Below are 17,886 nucleotides of genomic sequence, written 5' to 3'. Positions count from 1 at the left end.
GTGTGAGTGAACAAGGTACAGTGATCCATGAAACCGCCATCGTTCACCCGGATGCCGTGATTGGCAAGGGGGTGGAGATAGGCCCCTGGACCCTGATAGGTCCGGAAGTTGAAATCGGTGATCATTGCCAGATTGCCTCTCATGTGGTGATTAAGGGGCCTACCCGCATTGGCAAGCGCAACCGTATTTTTCAGTTTGCCTCCATCGGTGAAGACTGCCAGGACAAGAAATATGCCGGCGAACGCACCGTGCTGGAAATTGGCGACGACAACGTGATTCGTGAGTCCTGTACCTTTCACCGGGGGACGTCCCAGGACGAAAGCCTGACCACTGTCGGCAGCCGTAACCTGTTTATGGTGAACGTGCACGTGGCCCACGACTGCCGCATTGGCAGCGACTGCATTTTTGCCAACAATGCCACTCTGGCAGGACATGTGCACATTGGCGATCATGTTATTTTTGGTGGTCATGCCGCCATTCACCAGTTTGGCCGGGTTGGCAGTCATGCCTTTATTGCCGGCTGTGCCGCCCTGAATAAAGACGTGCCGCCCTATGTGATGGCGGCCGGACACTATGCCAAGCCCTTTGGCATCAATTCCGAAGGGCTGCGTCGTCGCGGCTTCAGCAAGGAAGGCATCTCTGCCATTAAACAGGCTTACCGGGAACTGTTTCGCAGCGGTAAAACCGTGGAAGAGGTCATTCCGGTACTGGAAAGTCTGTGTGAAACACAGCCTGAGGTAAGCATCATGGTCGATTTCCTCAAGGCCAACGAGCGCGGTATTATTCGTGCCTGAGGTGCCGCTTCGTATTGGTATTGTGGCCGGAGAAGTTTCCGGCGACACGCTGGGGGCGGGGCTCATTCGCGAGCTGCGCCGCCGTCATCCCGATGCCATTTTTGAAGGCATTGCCGGCCCGCAGATGCAGGACGAAGGTTGTCGGGCCCTGTTTGAGATGGACGAGCTGGCGGTCATGGGCATAGTGGAAGTGTTGGGCCGGCTGCCGCGTATTCTGCACATTCGCAGGCGCATTATTCAGCACTTTATCGATAATCCGCCTGATGTGTTTATCGGTATCGATGCCCCCGATTTCAACATCGGCGTTGAACTCAAGCTCAAGCAGGCTGGCATTGCCACCGTGCATTATGTCAGCCCATCGGTCTGGGCCTGGCGGCAAAACCGCATCCATAAAATTAAAGCTGCCACCGACATGGTGCTGGCCTTTCTTCCTTTTGAAAAAGCCTTTTACGACCGCTTTGACGCGCCCTGCCGGTTTATCGGCCATACGCTTGCCGACAAAATGCCACTGGTGCCCGACACACGGGGTGCCCGTGAACGACTGGGACTGAACGCTGATGGCCGCTATCTGGCTCTGCTGCCCGGCAGTCGTCATGCCGAAGTGACTCTGCTTGCGCCCGTGTATCTGGAAGCCTGCAAGCAACTCAAGGTGCGCCACCCCGAACTGGAATTTGTGGTGCCATTAACCAGTGAGAAGCGCCGGCAGGAATTTTCGGCCATCAAAAAAACCGTGGCTCCTGATCTTGAGGTGATCTTGATAGAAGGTCAGGGCCGAGAAGTGATGACCGCCGCCGATGTGATTTTGCTGGCATCGGGTACCGCCACGCTTGAGGCCATGCTGGCCAAAAAGCCCATGGTAGTGGGCTATAAACTGAAAGACTTCAGCTACTGGCTGGCTCAACGGCTGGTAAAAACCGAGCATGTGTCTCTGCCCAACCTGCTGGCAGACCAGACCCTGGTGACCGAGCTTATTCAGCACGAATGCACGCCGGGCCACATAGTGGACGAGGTGGGCAAGCTGCTTGATAACGACACCAGTGAGCTGATTGCTCACTTTACGCAATTGCATAAACGCATTCGTTGCAATGCCGATGAACAGGCCGCCCTGGCAGTGCTGGAGCTGGCAAAAAGAACATCATGACCGACATTATTTACCCCAGCGGCGTGCTGGTGGCCGGTGTTGACGAAGTGGGCCGGGGCCCGCTGGTGGGTGACGTGGTCACCGCCGCCGTTATTCTTGACCCGAACCATCCCATTCCGGGGCTTGCCGACTCCAAGGCCATCAGCGAGAAAAGGCGTGAAAAGCTGGCACCACTGATACGTGAACACGCCCTGGCCTGGGCCATCGGCCGCTGCTCCGCCGCCGAAATTGATCAGCTGAACATATTGCAGGCTACCCTGCTGGCCATGACACGGGCGGTGGCGGCGCTTGCCGTGCAACCCGGTTTTGTATTTATCGACGGCAACCGCTGCCCCGAGCTGCCCATGCCGGCACAGGCAGTGGTCAAGGGCGACAGCCGGGTAGCGGAGATCAGCGCCGCTTCCATTCTGGCCAAGGTAGCGCGGGATAATGAAATGCTGGCGCTGGATGCCATGTATCCGCAATACGGTTTTGCCCGCCACAAAGGGTACCCCACCAAGGAACATCTGGCAGCGCTGGCCGAGCATGGCGCTTTGCCCGAGCATCGTAAAAGCTTTAAACCTGTTGCCAGAGCGCTGGAGCGGATATGACGCCGGGCTTTATTCACCTTCGCATTCACTCCGACTTTTCCATGGTGGACGGGCTGGCCAAAATTGGTCCCATCACCGCCAGAGTGCAGGAGCTGGGTTATCCGGCGCTGGCGCTGACTGATGAGATGAACCTCTGTGGTCTGGTGCGCTTTTATGGTGATGCGCATAAAAAAGGCCTTAAACCGCTGGTGGGTGCAGACTTCTGGCTGCAAAGCGAAGAGATGGGCGAGCAGCTGTTTCGTCTTACTCTTTTAGCCATGGATAATACCGGCTATCAGAATATTACCCAGCTTATTTCCAGAGCTTATCTGCGTGGTCATATTCAGCACAGGCCGGTGATCGACAAAGCCTGGCTTGCCGAGCTCAGCGACGGCCTTATTGTGCTGTCCGGGGGCCGGGAAGGGGATGTGGGCACTTATCTGCTGAAAGGCAACCAGGCCCTGGCGGAGCAGTGCCTCGCTTTTTATCAGCAGCATTTTCCCGACCGTTATTATGTGGAGCTGCTGCGCACCGGCCGGCCCGATGAAGAAAGCTATCTGCATATGGCGGTGGCGCTGGCGGCCGAGCAGCAGCTGCCGGTGGTGGCCACCAATGAAGTGGTGTTTCTTGATAAAGACGACTTTGACGCCCACGAAATTCGTGTTGCCATTCACGACGGCTACACCCTTGACGACAAGCGCCGTCCCAGGCGCTACAGCCCCGAGCAATATCTTAAAAGTGCTGAGGAAATGGCCGAGCTGTTTGCCGACATTCCCGAGGCGCTGGAAAACAGCGTGGAGATTGCCAAGCGCTGCAACGTGACCGTGCGCCTGGGTGAATATTTTCTGCCCGACTTTCCCACCGGCGACATGAGCATTGAAGACTTTCTGGTCAAATGCTCGCAAGAAGGGCTGGAAGAGCGGCTGGCGTTTTTGTTTCCGGACCCGGCAGTGCGCGCCGAAAAGCGCGGTGAATACGACGAGCGGCTGCAGATTGAGCTCGATGTGATCAACCAGATGGGCTTTCCCGGCTATTTTTTGATCGTGATGGAGTTCATTCAATGGTCCAAGGATAACGGTATTCCTGTGGGACCGGGCCGGGGCTCGGGTGCCGGCTCCCTGGTGGCCTACGCCCTGAAGATCACCGATCTTGATCCGCTTGAATTCGATCTGCTGTTTGAACGTTTTCTTAATCCCGAGCGGGTGTCCATGCCCGACTTTGACATCGACTTCTGCATGGACAGACGGGACGAGGTGATCGATCATGTGGCCGAGCTCTATGGCCGGGATGCGGTATCCCAGATCATTACCTTTGGCACCATGGCTGCCAAGGCGGTGGTGCGTGATGTGGGCCGGGTGCTGGGCCACCCTTATGGCTTTGTGGATCGTATTTCCAAGCTGATCCCGCCCGATCCGGGCATGACCCTGGCCAAGGCCTTTGAGGCTGAACCCAAGCTGCCTGAGCTTTACGAACAGGATGAAGAAGTGCGTGCCTTGATTGATATGGCCCGCATTCTGGAAGGGGTGACCCGTAACGCCGGCAAACATGCCGGCGGCGTGGTCATTGCTCCCACCAAAATCACCGATTTTGCCCCGCTCTATTGCGATGCCGAAGGTCATCATCCGGTGACCCAGTTTGATAAAAACGATGTAGAGTCTGCCGGCCTGGTGAAGTTTGACTTTCTTGGCCTGCGCACCCTCACCATCATTGACTGGGCGCTGGGCATGATCAACCCCAGGCTGGAGCAGGAAGGCAAGCCGCCTGTCGACATTGCCGCCATTCCCATTGACGACAAGGCTTCTTTCCAGCTGCTCAAGCGCCATGAAACCACGGCGGTATTCCAGCTGGAATCCCGTGGCATGAAGGACCTGATCAAGCGCCTGCAGCCGGACTGTTTTGAAGACATGATCGCTCTGGTAGCGCTGTTTCGCCCGGGGCCTTTGCAGTCGGGCATGGTAGATAACTTTATCGACCGCAAGCACGGCCGTGAGGCGGTGTCTTACCCCGATGAACAGTGGCAGCACGACTCTCTCAAGCCGATTCTTGAGCCAACCTACGGCATTATCCTGTATCAGGAGCAGGTGATGCAGATTGCCCAGGTATTGGCGGGCTATTCGCTGGGCGGCGCTGACCTGCTGCGCCGGGCCATGGGTAAAAAGAAACCCGAAGAAATGGCCAAGCAGCGGGCCGGCTTTGAAGCGGGGGCTGTGGCCAACGGCATCGACGGCGAGCTGGCAATGAAGATCTTCGATCTGGTGGAAAAATTCGCCGGATATGGCTTCAACAAGTCACATTCTGCCGCTTATGCGCTGGTGTCTTATCAGACTCTGTGGCTTAAAACCCACTTTCCGGCGGAGTTTATGGCGGCGGTGATGACTGCCGATATGGACAACACCGACAAGGTAGTGACGCTGGTGGATGAGTGCCAGCGCATGGGGCTGACGCTGAGTCCGCCCGATGTCAATACCGGCCGCTATCGCTTTACCGTGAATGAAGACGGTCACATAGTGTATGGTATCGGGGCCATCAAGGGCGTGGGCGAGTCACCTATTGAGTCCATTCTTGCTGCGCGTGAACGTGGCGGTCCCTTCCGTGATTTATTCGACTTCTGCAACCGGGTAGATCTTAAAAAGCTCAACAAGCGAGTGATGGAAAAGCTGATCCTGTCGGGTGCCATGGATAAGCTGGGTCCGCACCGGGCGTCCATGATGGCTACCCTTGAGGAAGCCATGAAGGCGGCGGATCAGCATGCCAAAGCAGAGGCGCTGGGCCAGGGCGACATGTTTGGCGTGCTGGTAGAAGAAGACAAGGTGGAGCACGCTTTTGCCGATGTGCCCCACTGGCCCGACAAAATCTGGCTGGAAGGAGAGCGGGACACTCTTGGCTTGTATCTTACCGGCCACCCCATTAACCAATATGCCAGAGAGCTGCGCCATTACACCAGTGGCCGGCTTAATGAGGTACAGCCCGGCGGGCGTGACAGACTCAGCACCGTGGCCGGGCTGGTGATTGCCGCCAGGGTGATGACCACCAAGCGGGGCAACCGCATGGGCATTCTGACCCTGGATGATAAATCGGGCCGTTTGGATGTGACTCTGTTTTCTGATGCGCTGGAACGCTATGAGTCTTTGCTGGAAAAAGATAAAATTCTGGTTATCAGTGGACAGGTCAGCTTTGACGACTTCTCCGGAGGCCTTAAAATGTCGGCCAGAGAGGTGCTTGATATCAGCGATGCCCGGGAGCGGTTTGCTCGGGGCCTTGCACTGTATATAGATAAAAGCCGCATAGAACAGGGCTTTTTTACTCAATTGCTGGATATACTCACGCCGGTTAGGGCGGGCGTATGTCCTGTGCGTGTGACCTACCACCGACCCGGCGCACGAGCCGAGCTGACTCTGGGCACAGAATGGCGGGTAACCCCCACTGACGATATGCTCGATTCGCTAAAGGGCCTGCTGGGTGCGGACAGGGTCGAACTGATTTTTGACTAGAGGGCAGCCATGAGCCACCATTTTCTGGATTTTGAACAACCTATTGCCGAACTTCAGGCCCAGATTGAAGAACTTCGTCACGTAGGCGAAGGCGACGGCCTCGATATCGATCTGGATGAAGAGATCGGTCGTTTGGAAGTGAAACGTGATGAGCTGACTAAAAAGGTGTTCAGCAATCTGGGTCCCTGGCAGATTTCCCAGCTGGCCCGCCACCCTCGTCGTCCTTATACTCAGGACTACCTGGAGATGATGTTTGGTGAGTTCGACGAGCTGGCCGGCGATCGTGCCTATGCCGACGACAAGGCCATTGTGGGTGGTGTGGCCCGCTTTGAAGGCCGTCCGGTCATGGTGATCGGCCACCAGAAGGGGCGTGAAACCAAAGAAAAGATAAAGCGTAACTTTGGCATGCCCCGTCCGGAAGGCTACCGCAAGGCCCTGCGTCTGATGGAAATGGCCGAGCGCTTTAAAATGCCCATTCTTACCTTTATCGACACCCCCGGTGCCTACCCGGGTGTGGGCGCTGAAGAGCGCGGCCAGAGTGAAGCCATTGCCCGCAACCTGAAAGTGATGTCGGGCCTCAAAACTCCCATCATCTGTACCGTAGTGGGCGAAGGCGGATCCGGCGGTGCCCTGGCCATTGGCGTGGGTGACCGTGTGAACATGCTGCAATATTCCACCTATTCGGTGATCTCACCGGAAGGCTGTGCTTCTATTCTGTGGAAGAGTGCTGACAAGGCTTCGGTGGCTGCCGAGGCCATGGGCATTACCGCCGGTCGTATTCATGAGCTGGGTCTTATCGACAACGTAGTGGAAGAGCCCATGGGCGGTGCCCACAGCAATCCATTACTGACCGCCGAGCGTCTGAAAGCGCGCCTTGTCGCCGATCTGGCCGACCTTGATCAGCTTGATACCGACACCCTGCTTGAACAGCGCTATCAGCGCCTGATGAAATACGGTTACTGCTAAACCCCGGCTTTGCCGGGAGCTGTCAGCTTTAAGCGATAAGTAACAGCCAGGTTGGGACTTGTCCCAACCTGGCTGTTACTTCCGACTTTCAGCTCCCAGCTCTCAGCTCCTCAAAGAGGCGCACCCACAGTAAACTCCGGCCAAAACTGTTATATTCCGGCTAAGAACGGAACCAATTAACAGGGAATGTTTACATGAACCTCCGTCACCTGCAGCTGCTTGCCGGCTTTTGCTGGCTGCTCATCGCACTGCCCCCCGCGGCTGCCCAGTCGCCACTGAAGAACTTTTACCAGGACAGCTGGAATACCCGTAACGGTCTGCCTCACAACAGCATCAACAGCATGGCGCAAACGCCCGAAGGCTACCTCTGGTTTGCCACCTGGGAAGGAATATCCCGCTACAACGGGCGGGGATTTCATACTTTTGTGCGTGGTGAGCAAACCGGTCTGCCTGACTCGGGTATTCGTGGCCTTACGCTGGACGATGACGGCCTGCTGGTAGTCGGTGCCCGAGGCGGTTTCAGCCGCTATCAGCATCCTCGTTGGTTTCCTCAGCAGCACCTGCCAGCCATGGTAAACCATGTGTTACGTGATAATCGCGGCCGGCTGTGGTTTGCCACCGAAGGGGACGGCATCTATATGCGCGACGCTCAAGGTGAACAGCATCACTTCTCTGTGCAACAGGGCCTGCCCGGGCTGGCGGTATACCGGCTGCTGCAGACAAGTGACGGGCGGATCTGGGCGGGTACGTCCCGTGGCCTGGCGGTTATTGGTCCCAATAATATCATCAGTGTAAACCGGCATATTCCCGCCGCTCCTGTGCTGGCGCTGCTGCAAACCCAGGAAGAACAATTACTGGTAGGCTCGGCTCAAGGGCTCTATGGCAGCAAAGATCATCACTTTGAATTGATGCACCCGCAGCTTGCCGAAGAGGCCATCAGCAGCTTGTTGCAGGACAGGGACGGGGCGCTCTGGATTGGCACCACGGATCGCGGGCTGGCGCGGCTGGGCAGTTTGGGGCTGGAGCGGCTTGGCATGGAGCAGGGACTGCCCGATAACCGTGTGCTGTCGTTGTTGCAGGATACCGAAGGTAATATCTGGGTGGGCACCAATGGTGGTTTGCTGCGCCTTCGTGATGCCCCTTTTACCAGCTTTACTCAGGAGCAGGGGCTGGCAGGTAACTATGTGCGTTCTGTGTTGGCCGACGATAACGGCCAGGTATGGGCAGGCACCAGCAACGGCCTGAGCGTGATTGATGCTGACGGCACCCGAACCGTTCCGGTCTTACTGCCGGATGGCAAGACGCCGTCCATTCTTAGTCTGGCCCGTCAGGGGGATATTCTCTGGTTGGGTACCTATACCCATGGTCTGGTCGGACTCAAACCCGGACAGCAGCCGGTTATTATCGACCGGGAGCAGGGTCTTAGTGCCAATGAGGTTCGCGCCATATTACCCGCACGGGATGGCAGTCTGTGGGCGGGCACCGCGGAAGGACTGAGCCGGGTGCATCAGGGCCGGGTATTAACCTACGGCAAGCAGGACGGCCTGCCTGGCGAATTTGTGATGGCGCTGCATCAGGCGGAAAACAATGATATCTGGGTAGGAACCGGGGTAGGGGCAGCCATTATTGAGCAAGGGAATCCATCCCGGATTCGTACTCTGGATCTGCACAGCCAGGAAAATGCCGAATATGCCTTTGGTTTTTATCAGCAGCCGGGCAGTGATGCGGTGTGGATTGCGACGGATCGTGGCTTGCTGCGTTACCGTTACACTGACAGCAGCCTGTCGATGGTAGGCCGGCCCCATGGTCTGCCCATTGAAAAAATGTTTCAGCCGGTAGCGGATTATCATGGCGGGATCTGGGTGACGACCAATCGCGGTATACTGCGGCTGGATTTGCAGCAGGCCCATCAGGCTGCAGATGGTGAGCTGGCTGCCATTGCGTTTGAACTCTTTGGTGAAGGTGACGGTATGGCCAGCAGCCAGGCCAATGGCGGCTCAGGCCCTTCAGCAACGCTGGCTGCTGATGGCAGTATATGGGTAGCCACTGCCATGGGAGTGGCGCGGGTACAGCCCGAGCGTCTGGCTGAGCTTGTTCAAAATAATCTGCCGGTGGTGCTGGAACAGGTCACCGTGAATGGCCAACCTGTGGTGCCAGATACACCGTTGAAACTGCCTGCCGGTAGTGAGCGTATACAAATCGGGTTTGCCGGTCTGGGGTATGTGATGCCTGAGCGGATCCGCTATCGCACCCGGCTGAAAGGCTTTGACAAGGAGTGGGTAGAGCGGGGAGATCAGAGTCTGGCAGAATACACTAATCTGGCTCCGGGTAACTATCGTCTGCAGGTGGCAGCCGCTTATCCTTACAGTCGCTGGAGTGACCGACAGGCCAGTCTGAGCTTCAATATTGCGCCTTTTTTCTGGCAGCGTCCGCTATTCTGGGCAATGTTGGCGGTGGCCGGACTGATACTGCTGTGGGGAATATTTCAGCTGCGCCTGCGAATGCTTAAACATAATGCCGCTACCCTGCGGCGGCTGGTGCATGAAAAAACCGAAGCGCTGCAACAGCAAACCCAGAACTTTGAACGTCAGGCGCGGGAAGATCAGCTGACCGGCCTTGCTAACCGGCGGGCCTTTGATGACTGGCTGGCTCAGGCCTGGCAGCGTTTTAGTGATAAAAACCAAGGGTTTTGCCTGGCGGTTGTTGATATTGATCACTTTAAGCGGGTTAATGACCAGTGGTCCCACAGTGTGGGTGATGAAGCCATTAAAACGCTGGCCCGAATCCTGAGTACACAGGTGCGTGAGCAGGACTATGTGGCACGCTGGGGGGGCGAGGAGTTTACTCTGTTGTTTCCCGATACCCGGCTGCATGATGCCATGGCGGTCTGTGAGCGTATTCGGCAGCGGGTGGCGGATTTTGACTGCAGTGCCATTGCCGAGGGCTTAAGTCTGACTATTTCGCTGGGAGTGGCTGAGGCGTTTGCCACTGAAAGTGCTGACCGGCTGTTGGCCAAAGCCGATCAGGCGCTTTATCGAGCCAAAAATAACGGTCGTAACCGGGTAGAAGCTGCTTCATGAACGAATATCATCATGTTTACCAATGCCTCAAGGATCTGTACCCGAACGGGCCACTTTATGTCGGCTTCAGTGGGGGGCTGGACTCTACGGTGCTGCTGGCGCTGGCGGCGCGCTTTGCCAGAGAGCAGGGCCGTGAGCTGACCGCCCTGCATGTTCATCATGGTCTGCAGGCCGCCGCCGATGCCTGGCCGGCGCACTGTCGGCAAGTGGCGGCCAGTCTGGGGGTGGAATGCCGGGTGTTAACCGTCACCGTGGCAACCGGTCCGCGGGTAAGCCTTGAGGCCGCTGCCCGCCATGCCCGTTATGCCGCTCTTGCCGCTGAGCTGCCGGCAGGAGCGGCACTGCTGACCGGCCATCATCTGGATGATCAGGCCGAGACCCTGCTGCTGGCCCTGAAGCGGGGGGCAGGTATTGCCGGTCTGGCTGCCATGCCGGAGCATAAACCGTTGGGCAGGGGCGTGCAGTTACGGCCTTTGCTGCATCTTTCCCGTGCCGAGCTTGAGCGGTTTGCTGCCGAGCAGGGGTTGAACTGGGTGGAGGACCCGTCCAATGCCGATAACCGCTTTGATCGCAACTTTCTGCGCAATGAAATATTGCCGCGGCTGCTGACGCAATGGCCGGCCTTTGCACGCACCGTCAGCCGCAGTGCAGCGCTCTGTGCTGAGCAGCTGGAGCTGGCACAGGATCTGGCCCGGCAGGATTTGATCGGGCTGGTTAATAGTGCCGGTGGCTTGAGTGTGACTGATTTGCGGTCTTTTACTCTGGCCAGACGTAATAATGCGCTGCGCCATTGGCTGAGTGAGCGAGGGCTGCATTTAAGTCACAGCCAGCTGGCGGTGGCCTGGAATGAACTGGCACTTGCCGCTGAAGATGCAACCCCTGTGCTTGAGATTAAAGGCGTCAAGCTGCGCCGCTATCAGGGCCATTTGTATGTAACAGCACGGGAAAGCGAACCAATGGCTCTGAATACCATCAAGCCCGGATGCTGGAATGAGCTGGCCGTGGGCCGGCTGCAGTTGCAGCCGGTAACAGCAGGTGCCGATATCACAATGGCACCGGAGCAGCTGCATATTGCCTTTGGGATCACTGGCCTGCGGGGGCAGCCGGTAGGGCGGCACGGCTCGCGGCCGCTGAAAAAACTCTGGCAGGAATATGGCATACCGCCCTGGCAGCGAGGGCGGATCCCCTTGTTGATGCACGGTGAGCGGCTGGTCGCCGCTCTCGGGTTATTTATCTGCGAGGAATATGCCGCCAACCCCCACCAGCCCGGCTGGAAAATTGAATACAGCGCTGAACCCGAGGGTACAGGGAGTGGGGAATAGGGGTTACCGGTACAAACTCTGGGCCAGCTGCTCCAGGGCCCGGTCATTGCCGGTTACCGGCAGCGCAAAACCACTGACACCGGTGGCGCTTAACGCTTCTGCCAGGCGAGGCAGAGTGGCGGCATCTCCGTTTAAGCGGCTGACCAGCGGCAGGTGGGTCTGGCCGCTCAGTTCCAGCAGGCGGGCCAGCGGTAAGGCCTGCGTATCCAGCAGAGCAAGCTGCTGGTTGCCTTGCTGCAGAATATGCTGAGCCAACCGTAAACTTTGCCCGGGCTCTTCACTCAGCTCCAGTAGCAAGGGCCGGGTACAGCGGCCCGCGGCATTTAACAATGCTTCATTGCCGGCGGCACTGGTATCCAGCAGCAGCAGATCCACCTGTTCAGCGGCTCTGTGCACCTGTTCGGCACTGGTCACCCTGGTCATGGCTGCCAGATCAAAGCGGTCGGCACTGGCATGCAACTGCTGCAGGCGCTTCAAACCCTGCTCGGCACTCACATCACTGAAGCAATCCACCGCCAGCACCTGGCCGCCCTGCTCCTTGATGCTGCGGGCCAGCTCATCCAGCCGCTCGGTACCGGGCCAGCCGGCCAGCTCGGCAATCAGCAGCGGCTCGTCGTCGCCCAGCATAAAAGGACCAATCTGTACCTGAGTGTTGTTTGCCTTGTAATGACGGCTATAACGTACCGGCTCGTCGCTCTGGCCGGCGCTTTTGCTCTTGTTCAGCAGGCGGGCAGGAATACGAGTGGGAGCCACCTCGGCACTGGGGTAACAGCCCAGCACCTTGATAAAACGAGTGATGCGGCCCAGCTCTTTCATGGCAGCCTGCATATCGGCACTATTTACATTGGCAGCCACATCCACATAAAACATCTCTTCCCAGGGATTGCCGATAATGGGGCGCGACTCCAGCCGGGTCATGGTAATGCCGTGGTTGCGCAGCACCAGCAGGGCTTCTACCAGGGCACCGCTTTGCTGGCCGGTCGACATGATAAAGCTGGTTTTGGCCGGAATTTGCTCTGCGACTTCAATGGGTTTGCGTGCCACCACAATAAAGCGGGTCATGTTCTGCTTCTGGTTGGCCAGGCCTTCCACCAGTGGTGTCAGACCATGCAGCTCGCCGCCGTCGGCACTGCCCAGGGCTGCCACGTCCGCACGCTTCAGTCTGGCTACCTGCTCCATGGCGTTGGATGATGCCGCGCAGAACTTCACCTCCAGCTCGCCCAGCCGGCTTAAATACTGGGAGCACTGCTGGTAAGGCTGAGAGTGAGTATAAAGCGTGGTGATTTGCTCCACACTGGTGTCGGTGGCCACCAGCAGACAATGCTCTATAGGCTGGGTCAGCTCACCCACAATCGACAGACTGGTGTGCTGCATTAAATCGAACACATCGTTAATGGCACCGGAGCTGGTATTTTCTATCGGCAAAATGCCATATTGCGCCCGGCCTGACTCCACGGTTTCAAATATCTGCTGAAAGGTCTCGCAGTTATGCTCTATCAGAGGGGCCTGAAAGCGCGACAGATATTTGCGCGCCGCCATATTGGAATAGGAGCCCTTAAGCCCCAGAAAGGCCACGCTGATAGCGGGCACTTCGTCCTGCGGGTTGAGCAGGTCCTGCAGCAGTGCCTGTTGTGACAGTACCGAATCTTCAATAACGGTGTGAAAAATGCGGGTAACAAAGTGAGCATCCAGCCCCAGCTGACGACCCTGTTCCACCAGCCTCACCAGCAGCGCCTGCTCCCGCTCCTGATCGCGAATGGGGCGGGGATTTTCCAGCTTGGCGCGGGCCACGTCCAGGCTAAGGGCCTTGCGTTGAGCCAGCAGGTTCAGCAGCTCTCGGTCCAGGTTAGTGATCTTGCTTCTAATGTCGTCCAACTTCATGAATAGGGCTTCCTTCCTCACCGGCATGCACACATAAAAAAGGCCTCCCGGTGGGAGGGAGGCCTGTTGATATATACATACTGAAAAGTGGTGCCAGAGGCAAGTGATTTCTGGAAAACCCGGTTATTCCTCGCTTTCTGCTTCTGCTTCTGCTTCTGCTGCCGGCTGACCGGCGTTGGCACGCTGGGCCAGCGGCTTCTCTGCGTATTTGGTTAGCTGACGTTCCAGTTTGTGACCAAGATCGTTGATAGCCGCATACAGGTTTTCATCTTCTGCCTGAGCAAACAGGGTTTCGCCCGGCACGCCGGCACTGGCTTCTACCAGATAATTCAGTCCTTCTTTCTGAATCATCACATGCGGTGTGATCAATGCAATCTGACGCCGGTTCAGCTTTTCAAAACGACTCTCAATCCGTTCACGGATGGCGGGAGTGATGTCAATAACTTGGCTGGAAATGGCAATGGACATAAAAGACCCCCTTGGTTGTTGTCGTCTGCTTACGGTTTCAGATTACTCCTTCGGTAATATGTTGTCGTGAGCTGGATCAATTAACGAATAAATTACCATTGGAGCATTGGCAGTCAGGCCGCCATTTCTTACGATAGCACTACTATATCGTCGCGGGAGCAAGCAGCGTGTTCAAACGGGCAGGAATCGGCATTTTATTACTTACTCTGGGAGTCACGGCTCAGGCATCGCCGCTCAGGGAGCAGTATCGTCAGGCAGAGCAGGCCTTAAAGCAGAATAATACAGAACACTACCGGCAGCTCAGAGCCGGGTTGAATGACTATCCGCTGGTGCCTTATCTGGATTACCGCTATCTGGCGGACAGGCTCAGCTCGCTCAGCAGCCAGGATGTCACCGGTTTTATAAACCGCTACCCCGATTCGCAGCTGGCCGACCGGCTGGAGCGGCAATATCTGTTCCGTCTGGCCCGGGAGCAGCGCTGGCGTGATTTCCTGGCGCTGTATCCCGAGCTGCCCAACAGCACAGAGTTGCAATGTGCTCACTATCGGGCCAAGTGGGCCACCGGGGAGCAGGCCGAGGCACTCAAAGGCGCGGAACAACTCTGGAATTACGGCCGCTCCCGCCCCAATGCCTGTGATCCTTTATTTGATATCTGGAAGGCCAAAGGCGGTCAGACCGACGAGCAAATCTGGCAGCGTATGCTGCTGGCCTATGAAAACGGCCAGAGCGGGCTGATTAAATACCTCACCGGTCTTTTAAGTAAAAACGCCGGCCCCGACGGCGAGTTGTTAATGGCGCTGGATAACAATCCTGCTGTGCTGGCTGAACGTGATCGCTTTGGCAGCAGCCAGCGCCACAGTGATGCCATTGCCGTGGCGCTGGCCCGTCTGGCGGACAAGGATCCGGCGCTTACCATGGAGCTGTATTCCGGCTTCAAGCGCAAGCCCGGTTTAAGCAGTGCTCAGCAGGCCGAAATAGAGCGCAGCCTGGCCCGCCGCCTGATGTATAACCGCACTCATGAATATCGTCGCTGGCTGGATACGCGTCTGCCCGAGGTGGGCAGCGATGCGCTGTTTGAGCTGCGCGCCCGGCTGGCTATCTGGGAGCAGGACTGGGAGCACCTGATTGGCTGGATAGACCGTCTTCCTGCCGAGGAGCAAAACAGCAGTCGCTGGCAATACTGGCGGGGCCGGGCGCTGGAACAAACCGGCAAGCCTGAGCAGGCCGCCACCGCCTTTGCCAAGGCTGCTGCCGAGCGGGAGTACTACGGCTTTCTGGCGGCCCAGCGCAGCCAGCGGCCCTATGCGCTTAACCGCAAGGCACCGCCGCCGGCACCCGAGTGGCGCACCGCCGTTAAAAACTGGCCGGCCCTGCTGCGGGTGGAAGAATGGCTGGCGCTGGGCAATAAATCGGCGGCCCGCAGCGAGTGGTATCACCTGCTGAGCAAGGTTGATGAGCAGGAAAAACTGGCGCTGGGTTCACTGGCACTGGAACGGGGCTGGCATGACAAGTCCATTCTGGCCAGTATTCGCGCCAAGGCCTGGGATCAGCTCGATTTGCGCTTTCCCGTTGTTTACCGCGATATTTTTCGCAAGCAGGCGGCCCGGCTGAAGCTGGACGAGCCCATTCTGTTTGCCATTGCCCGGCAGGAAAGCGCCTTCTATGAAGAAGCCCGCTCACCGGTAGGCGCCGGCGGTCTGATGCAGTTAATGCCGGCCACCGCCAAAGAAACTGCCCGCAAGCACAATATCAGTGACTACCGGCGCAGCAGCGATGTGTATGTGCCCGGCATTAATGTGCAGCTGGGCTCCAGCTATTTCAGTGAACTGCTGGCCCGTTACAACGGCAACCGCATTGCGGCCATTGCCGCCTACAACGCCGGCCCCGGCCGCATCGACCGCTGGCTCTCGGGCAGTGGCAGCCGGCCGCTGGATGTATGGGTAGAAAACATTCCCTATCGGGAAACCCGCGGATACGTACAGAACGTGCTGGCCTATTCCGTGGTGTATCAGGAAATGCTGGGCCAGCAGCACCACTTTCTTAAAGCAAGCGAGCTGAACCATGTTTACTGAACGCAGCATTGCCATACTCGGGCTGGGCTGGCTGGGAGAGCCTCTTGGGCTCACATTGCAGCAACAGGGCTGGCTGGTGAGTGGCACCTGCCGGGATGAGTCCAAGGCAGAGCGGCTGCAGCAGCAAGGTCTGCATGCCATTACCATGGAGTTTAACCAGCCGCTGCCGGCGCAGTGGCCCGACGCGCTCAGGGCGCACACTCTGTTGCTGTGTATACCGCCTGGCAAACTGGATAACTATGCCAGCCGGCTGGGCCAGCTGGCTCAGGCCGCCGTGGCTGCCGGCACTCAGCGCGTGATCTTTACCAGTGCCACCTCTGTATATGGCGGCACCGGCATAAAAACCGAACATGACGCCAGCCCCGACGGCCCCAGAGGAGAGCGCATGCTGGCCGCCGAGCAAGCGGTGCAGGCCTGTGGGGCCGGGCAGGTGCTTATTTTGCGGCTGTCCGGCCTGGTGGGCGGCAACCGCGAGCCCGGGCGCTTTTTGGCGGGCAGGGAGTTTGACGGCGGCGACGAGCCGGTCAATCTGGTGGCGCAGGAAGACTTGTTACGGTTTATTCCGGCCCTGCTGGCGCGTAATGACTGGCCGGCCGTGCTGAACCTGAGTGCGCCGCATCATCCCAGCCGCGAGGCCTTTTACCGCGAAGCGGCTCGTTTGCAGCAGCTGCCACCGCCCATATTCAGCGGTGGCGGTGCCGGCAAGACCATAGACGGCAGTGCCATCTGCGGCTTGCTGGGCATGGATTACAGCGTGACCGACTGGTTTGAATGGCTGCAGGCGCGGCGCTGATTGCGAGGCCGTGCGGCAAGGATTATGATCCCCGTTTTCAACCGGACATAAGAGAATACTGAATGAGCGAATCCATCAACCCCAGAGGCGATTTGTTGTTGCGCACCATGGCCATGCCCGCCGACACCAATGCCAACGGCGATATCTTTGGCGGCTGGATCATGTCTCAAATGGATTTGGGTGGCAGCCTGCTGGCCAACGAAATTGCCCGTGGCCGGGTATGCACGGTAGCGGTAGATAAAATGGTGTTTGCCCGCCCGGTGCAGGTGGGAGATGTGATCTGCTGCTATGGCGAGCTGGTAAAAGTAGGGCGCACGTCCATTACCATCAAGGTCGAAGTCTGGGTCAAGCCCGTGCTCACGCCGGAAAGCGGCCCCCGCTATTCGGTGGCCGGTGCCGAGTTTGTATATGTGGCCATAGACGAAAACGGACGCCCCCGTGTCGTTAACGCTGGTTAAGGGACTGGTGCTGGCAGGGGCGCTGGCCCTTGCCGGCTGCCTGGAAGTGCCCCGGCAGACACTGCTGAGTAATGAGTTTCAGCCTGCCGAGCATTGCCTTTACCCTTCACTACCGGCCATAGCGCCGCTGCCGGCGCAGTTTTCTCTGCTCAGCTGGAATATTTATAAACAGCAGCGCAACTGGCAGCCGGAGCTTTCCCGCTGGATGGCAGACACAGACGTGCTGCTGCTGCAGGAGGCCAGCGGCCGGGATGACTTTTATCAGTGGCTGGAGCAGCAACAGCTGCACTGGTTTCAGGCAGATGCCTTTGAGTGGCAGCAGCTGCCCAACGGCGTCTTAACCGCCAGCCGCCAGCCCGCGGTTCAGGTATGTGCCGAGCGGATGACGGAGCCCGCCACCCGCATTCCCAAATCCTTGCTGTTCAGCCGCTATTCACTGGCAGGAGCCAAAGAGCAACTGCTGGTGGTTAATCTGCACGCGGTCAACTTCTCTCTGCGCGGGCGCACCTATCAGGCCCAGCTGGACATGATCAGCCGGGCCATTGCCGGGCACAGCGGTCCGCTGATTGTGGCCGGCGACTTTAACCGCTGGAATGCGCGCCGCCAGCAGCAGTTAAACCAATGGGCTGTTACCCATCAGCTCAGTGAGGCCGTTCCCGCGCCCGATCTGCGTACCCGCTTCTGGGGCTATCCGCTGGACGCCATCTTCTACCGGGGGCTGACGCTGATAACAGCGCAAAGCATCAATACCCACGCCTCCGACCATACCCCCATTAAGGCCAGCTTCAGCACTCTGTAGGTTCTGGTTTATCCGCGGCCATAACAAAAAAGCCCAGCATCTCTGCTGGGCT

Annotated in this window: 12 protein-coding genes and 1 pseudogene; 11 read left to right on the top strand and 2 right to left on the bottom strand. The window is 57.9% G+C overall.

What is annotated here, in order from left to right:
- Window positions 1-2 precede the first annotated feature (2 nt).
- The 7 genes from lpxA (at window position 3) to tilS (ending at window position 11,363) form a co-directional block, all read left to right on the top strand.
- Complete coding sequence (gene lpxA / locus G364_RS0105810; RefSeq protein WP_026344723.1) at window positions 3-794, top strand: acyl-ACP--UDP-N-acetylglucosamine O-acyltransferase; 792 nt, start codon at window positions 3-5, stop codon at window positions 792-794.
- Window positions 787-1,935, top strand: coding sequence for a lipid-A-disaccharide synthase (gene lpxB / locus G364_RS0105805; protein WP_019934211.1), 1,149 nt, complete (start codon window positions 787-789; stop codon window positions 1,933-1,935). The genes lpxA and lpxB overlap by 8 nt, the downstream gene beginning before the upstream one ends.
- Complete coding sequence (gene rnhB / locus G364_RS0105800; protein ID WP_019934210.1) at window positions 1,932-2,525, top strand: ribonuclease HII; 594 nt, start codon at window positions 1,932-1,934, stop codon at window positions 2,523-2,525. The genes lpxB and rnhB overlap by 4 nt, the downstream gene beginning before the upstream one ends.
- The gene (gene dnaE / locus G364_RS0105795) at window positions 2,522-5,995 is read left to right on the top strand and encodes a DNA polymerase III subunit alpha (protein ID WP_019934209.1); all 3,474 of its coding nucleotides are present in this window, start codon (window positions 2,522-2,524) and stop codon (window positions 5,993-5,995) included. The genes rnhB and dnaE overlap by 4 nt, the downstream gene beginning before the upstream one ends.
- 9 nt (window positions 5,996-6,004) lie before the next feature.
- Window positions 6,005-6,961: an acetyl-CoA carboxylase carboxyl transferase subunit alpha gene (gene accA, locus G364_RS0105790; RefSeq protein WP_019934208.1), complete on the top strand. Its 957-nt coding sequence runs from the start codon at window positions 6,005-6,007 to the stop codon at window positions 6,959-6,961.
- 194 nt (window positions 6,962-7,155) lie between these two features.
- Window positions 7,156-10,041 carry a ligand-binding sensor domain-containing diguanylate cyclase gene (locus G364_RS0105785; RefSeq protein WP_019934207.1) on the top strand — a complete coding sequence of 962 codons (2,886 nt, stop codon included), beginning with the start codon at window positions 7,156-7,158 and terminating at the stop codon, window positions 10,039-10,041.
- Window positions 10,038-11,363, top strand: a complete 1,326-nt coding sequence (tilS, locus tag G364_RS0105780) for a tRNA lysidine(34) synthetase TilS (RefSeq protein ID WP_083928703.1) — start codon at window positions 10,038-10,040, stop codon at window positions 11,361-11,363. Before G364_RS0105785 ends, tilS begins: the two co-directional genes overlap by 4 nt.
- A 720-nt stretch (window positions 11,364-12,083) precedes the next feature.
- Here the strand turns inward: tilS and G364_RS17430 are convergent.
- Together G364_RS17430 and hpf are read right to left on the bottom strand one after the other, a co-directional pair.
- A pseudogene (locus G364_RS17430) lies at window positions 12,084-13,244 on the bottom strand (chorismate mutase); the annotation flags it as partial.
- Between the two features lie 123 nt (window positions 13,245-13,367).
- Window positions 13,368-13,712, bottom strand: a complete 345-nt coding sequence (gene hpf / locus G364_RS0105770; protein WP_019934204.1) for a ribosome hibernation-promoting factor, HPF/YfiA family — start codon at window positions 13,710-13,712, stop codon at window positions 13,368-13,370.
- A gap of 167 nt (window positions 13,713-13,879) precedes the next feature.
- On the opposite strand from hpf, the gene G364_RS0105765 reads away from it, so the two are divergent.
- The 4 genes from G364_RS0105765 to G364_RS0105750 all read left to right on the top strand — a co-directional run bounded on the left by G364_RS0105765 (window position 13,880) and on the right by G364_RS0105750 (window position 17,834).
- A complete protein-coding gene (locus G364_RS0105765; protein ID WP_019934203.1) occupies window positions 13,880-15,784 on the top strand; it encodes a transglycosylase SLT domain-containing protein in 1,905 nt (634 codons plus the stop codon).
- The gene (locus G364_RS0105760; RefSeq protein ID WP_019934202.1) at window positions 15,774-16,577 is read left to right on the top strand and encodes a Rossmann-fold NAD(P)-binding domain-containing protein; all 804 of its coding nucleotides are present in this window, start codon (window positions 15,774-15,776) and stop codon (window positions 16,575-16,577) included. The genes G364_RS0105765 and G364_RS0105760 overlap by 11 nt, the downstream gene beginning before the upstream one ends.
- A gap of 62 nt (window positions 16,578-16,639) precedes the next feature.
- Entirely contained in the window at window positions 16,640-17,035 is a 396-nt protein-coding gene (gene yciA / locus G364_RS0105755) for an acyl-CoA thioester hydrolase YciA (protein WP_019934201.1), read from the top strand.
- Complete coding sequence (locus G364_RS0105750; RefSeq protein ID WP_019934200.1) at window positions 17,016-17,834, top strand: endonuclease/exonuclease/phosphatase family protein; 819 nt, start codon at window positions 17,016-17,018, stop codon at window positions 17,832-17,834. The genes yciA and G364_RS0105750 overlap by 20 nt, the downstream gene beginning before the upstream one ends.
- The last annotated feature ends 52 nt before the right edge of the window (window positions 17,835-17,886 follow it).

The organism is Oceanimonas smirnovii ATCC BAA-899 (assembly GCF_000381965.1).
GTDB lineage: Bacteria > Pseudomonadota > Gammaproteobacteria > Enterobacterales > Aeromonadaceae > Oceanimonas > Oceanimonas smirnovii.
The sequence above is the reverse complement of the archived record's forward strand: the minus strand, read 5'-3'. Positions and strand labels throughout refer to the sequence as shown.

Coding starts and splice junctions, on each gene's coding strand:
- G364_RS0105760 (WP_019934202.1), top strand. CDS start 15,774: ATGTTTACTGAACGCAGCATTGCCATACTCGGGCTGGGCTGGCTGGGA.
- dnaE (WP_019934209.1), top strand. CDS start 2,522: ATGACGCCGGGCTTTATTCACCTTCGCATTCACTCCGACTTTTCCATG.
- yciA (WP_019934201.1), top strand. CDS start 16,640: ATGAGCGAATCCATCAACCCCAGAGGCGATTTGTTGTTGCGCACCATG.
- accA (WP_019934208.1), top strand. CDS start 6,005: ATGAGCCACCATTTTCTGGATTTTGAACAACCTATTGCCGAACTTCAG.
- hpf (WP_019934204.1), bottom strand. CDS start 13,712: ATGTCCATTGCCATTTCCAGCCAAGTTATTGACATCACTCCCGCCATC.
- G364_RS0105785 (WP_019934207.1), top strand. CDS start 7,156: ATGAACCTCCGTCACCTGCAGCTGCTTGCCGGCTTTTGCTGGCTGCTC.
- rnhB (WP_019934210.1), top strand. CDS start 1,932: ATGACCGACATTATTTACCCCAGCGGCGTGCTGGTGGCCGGTGTTGAC.
- tilS (WP_083928703.1), top strand. CDS start 10,038: ATGAACGAATATCATCATGTTTACCAATGCCTCAAGGATCTGTACCCG.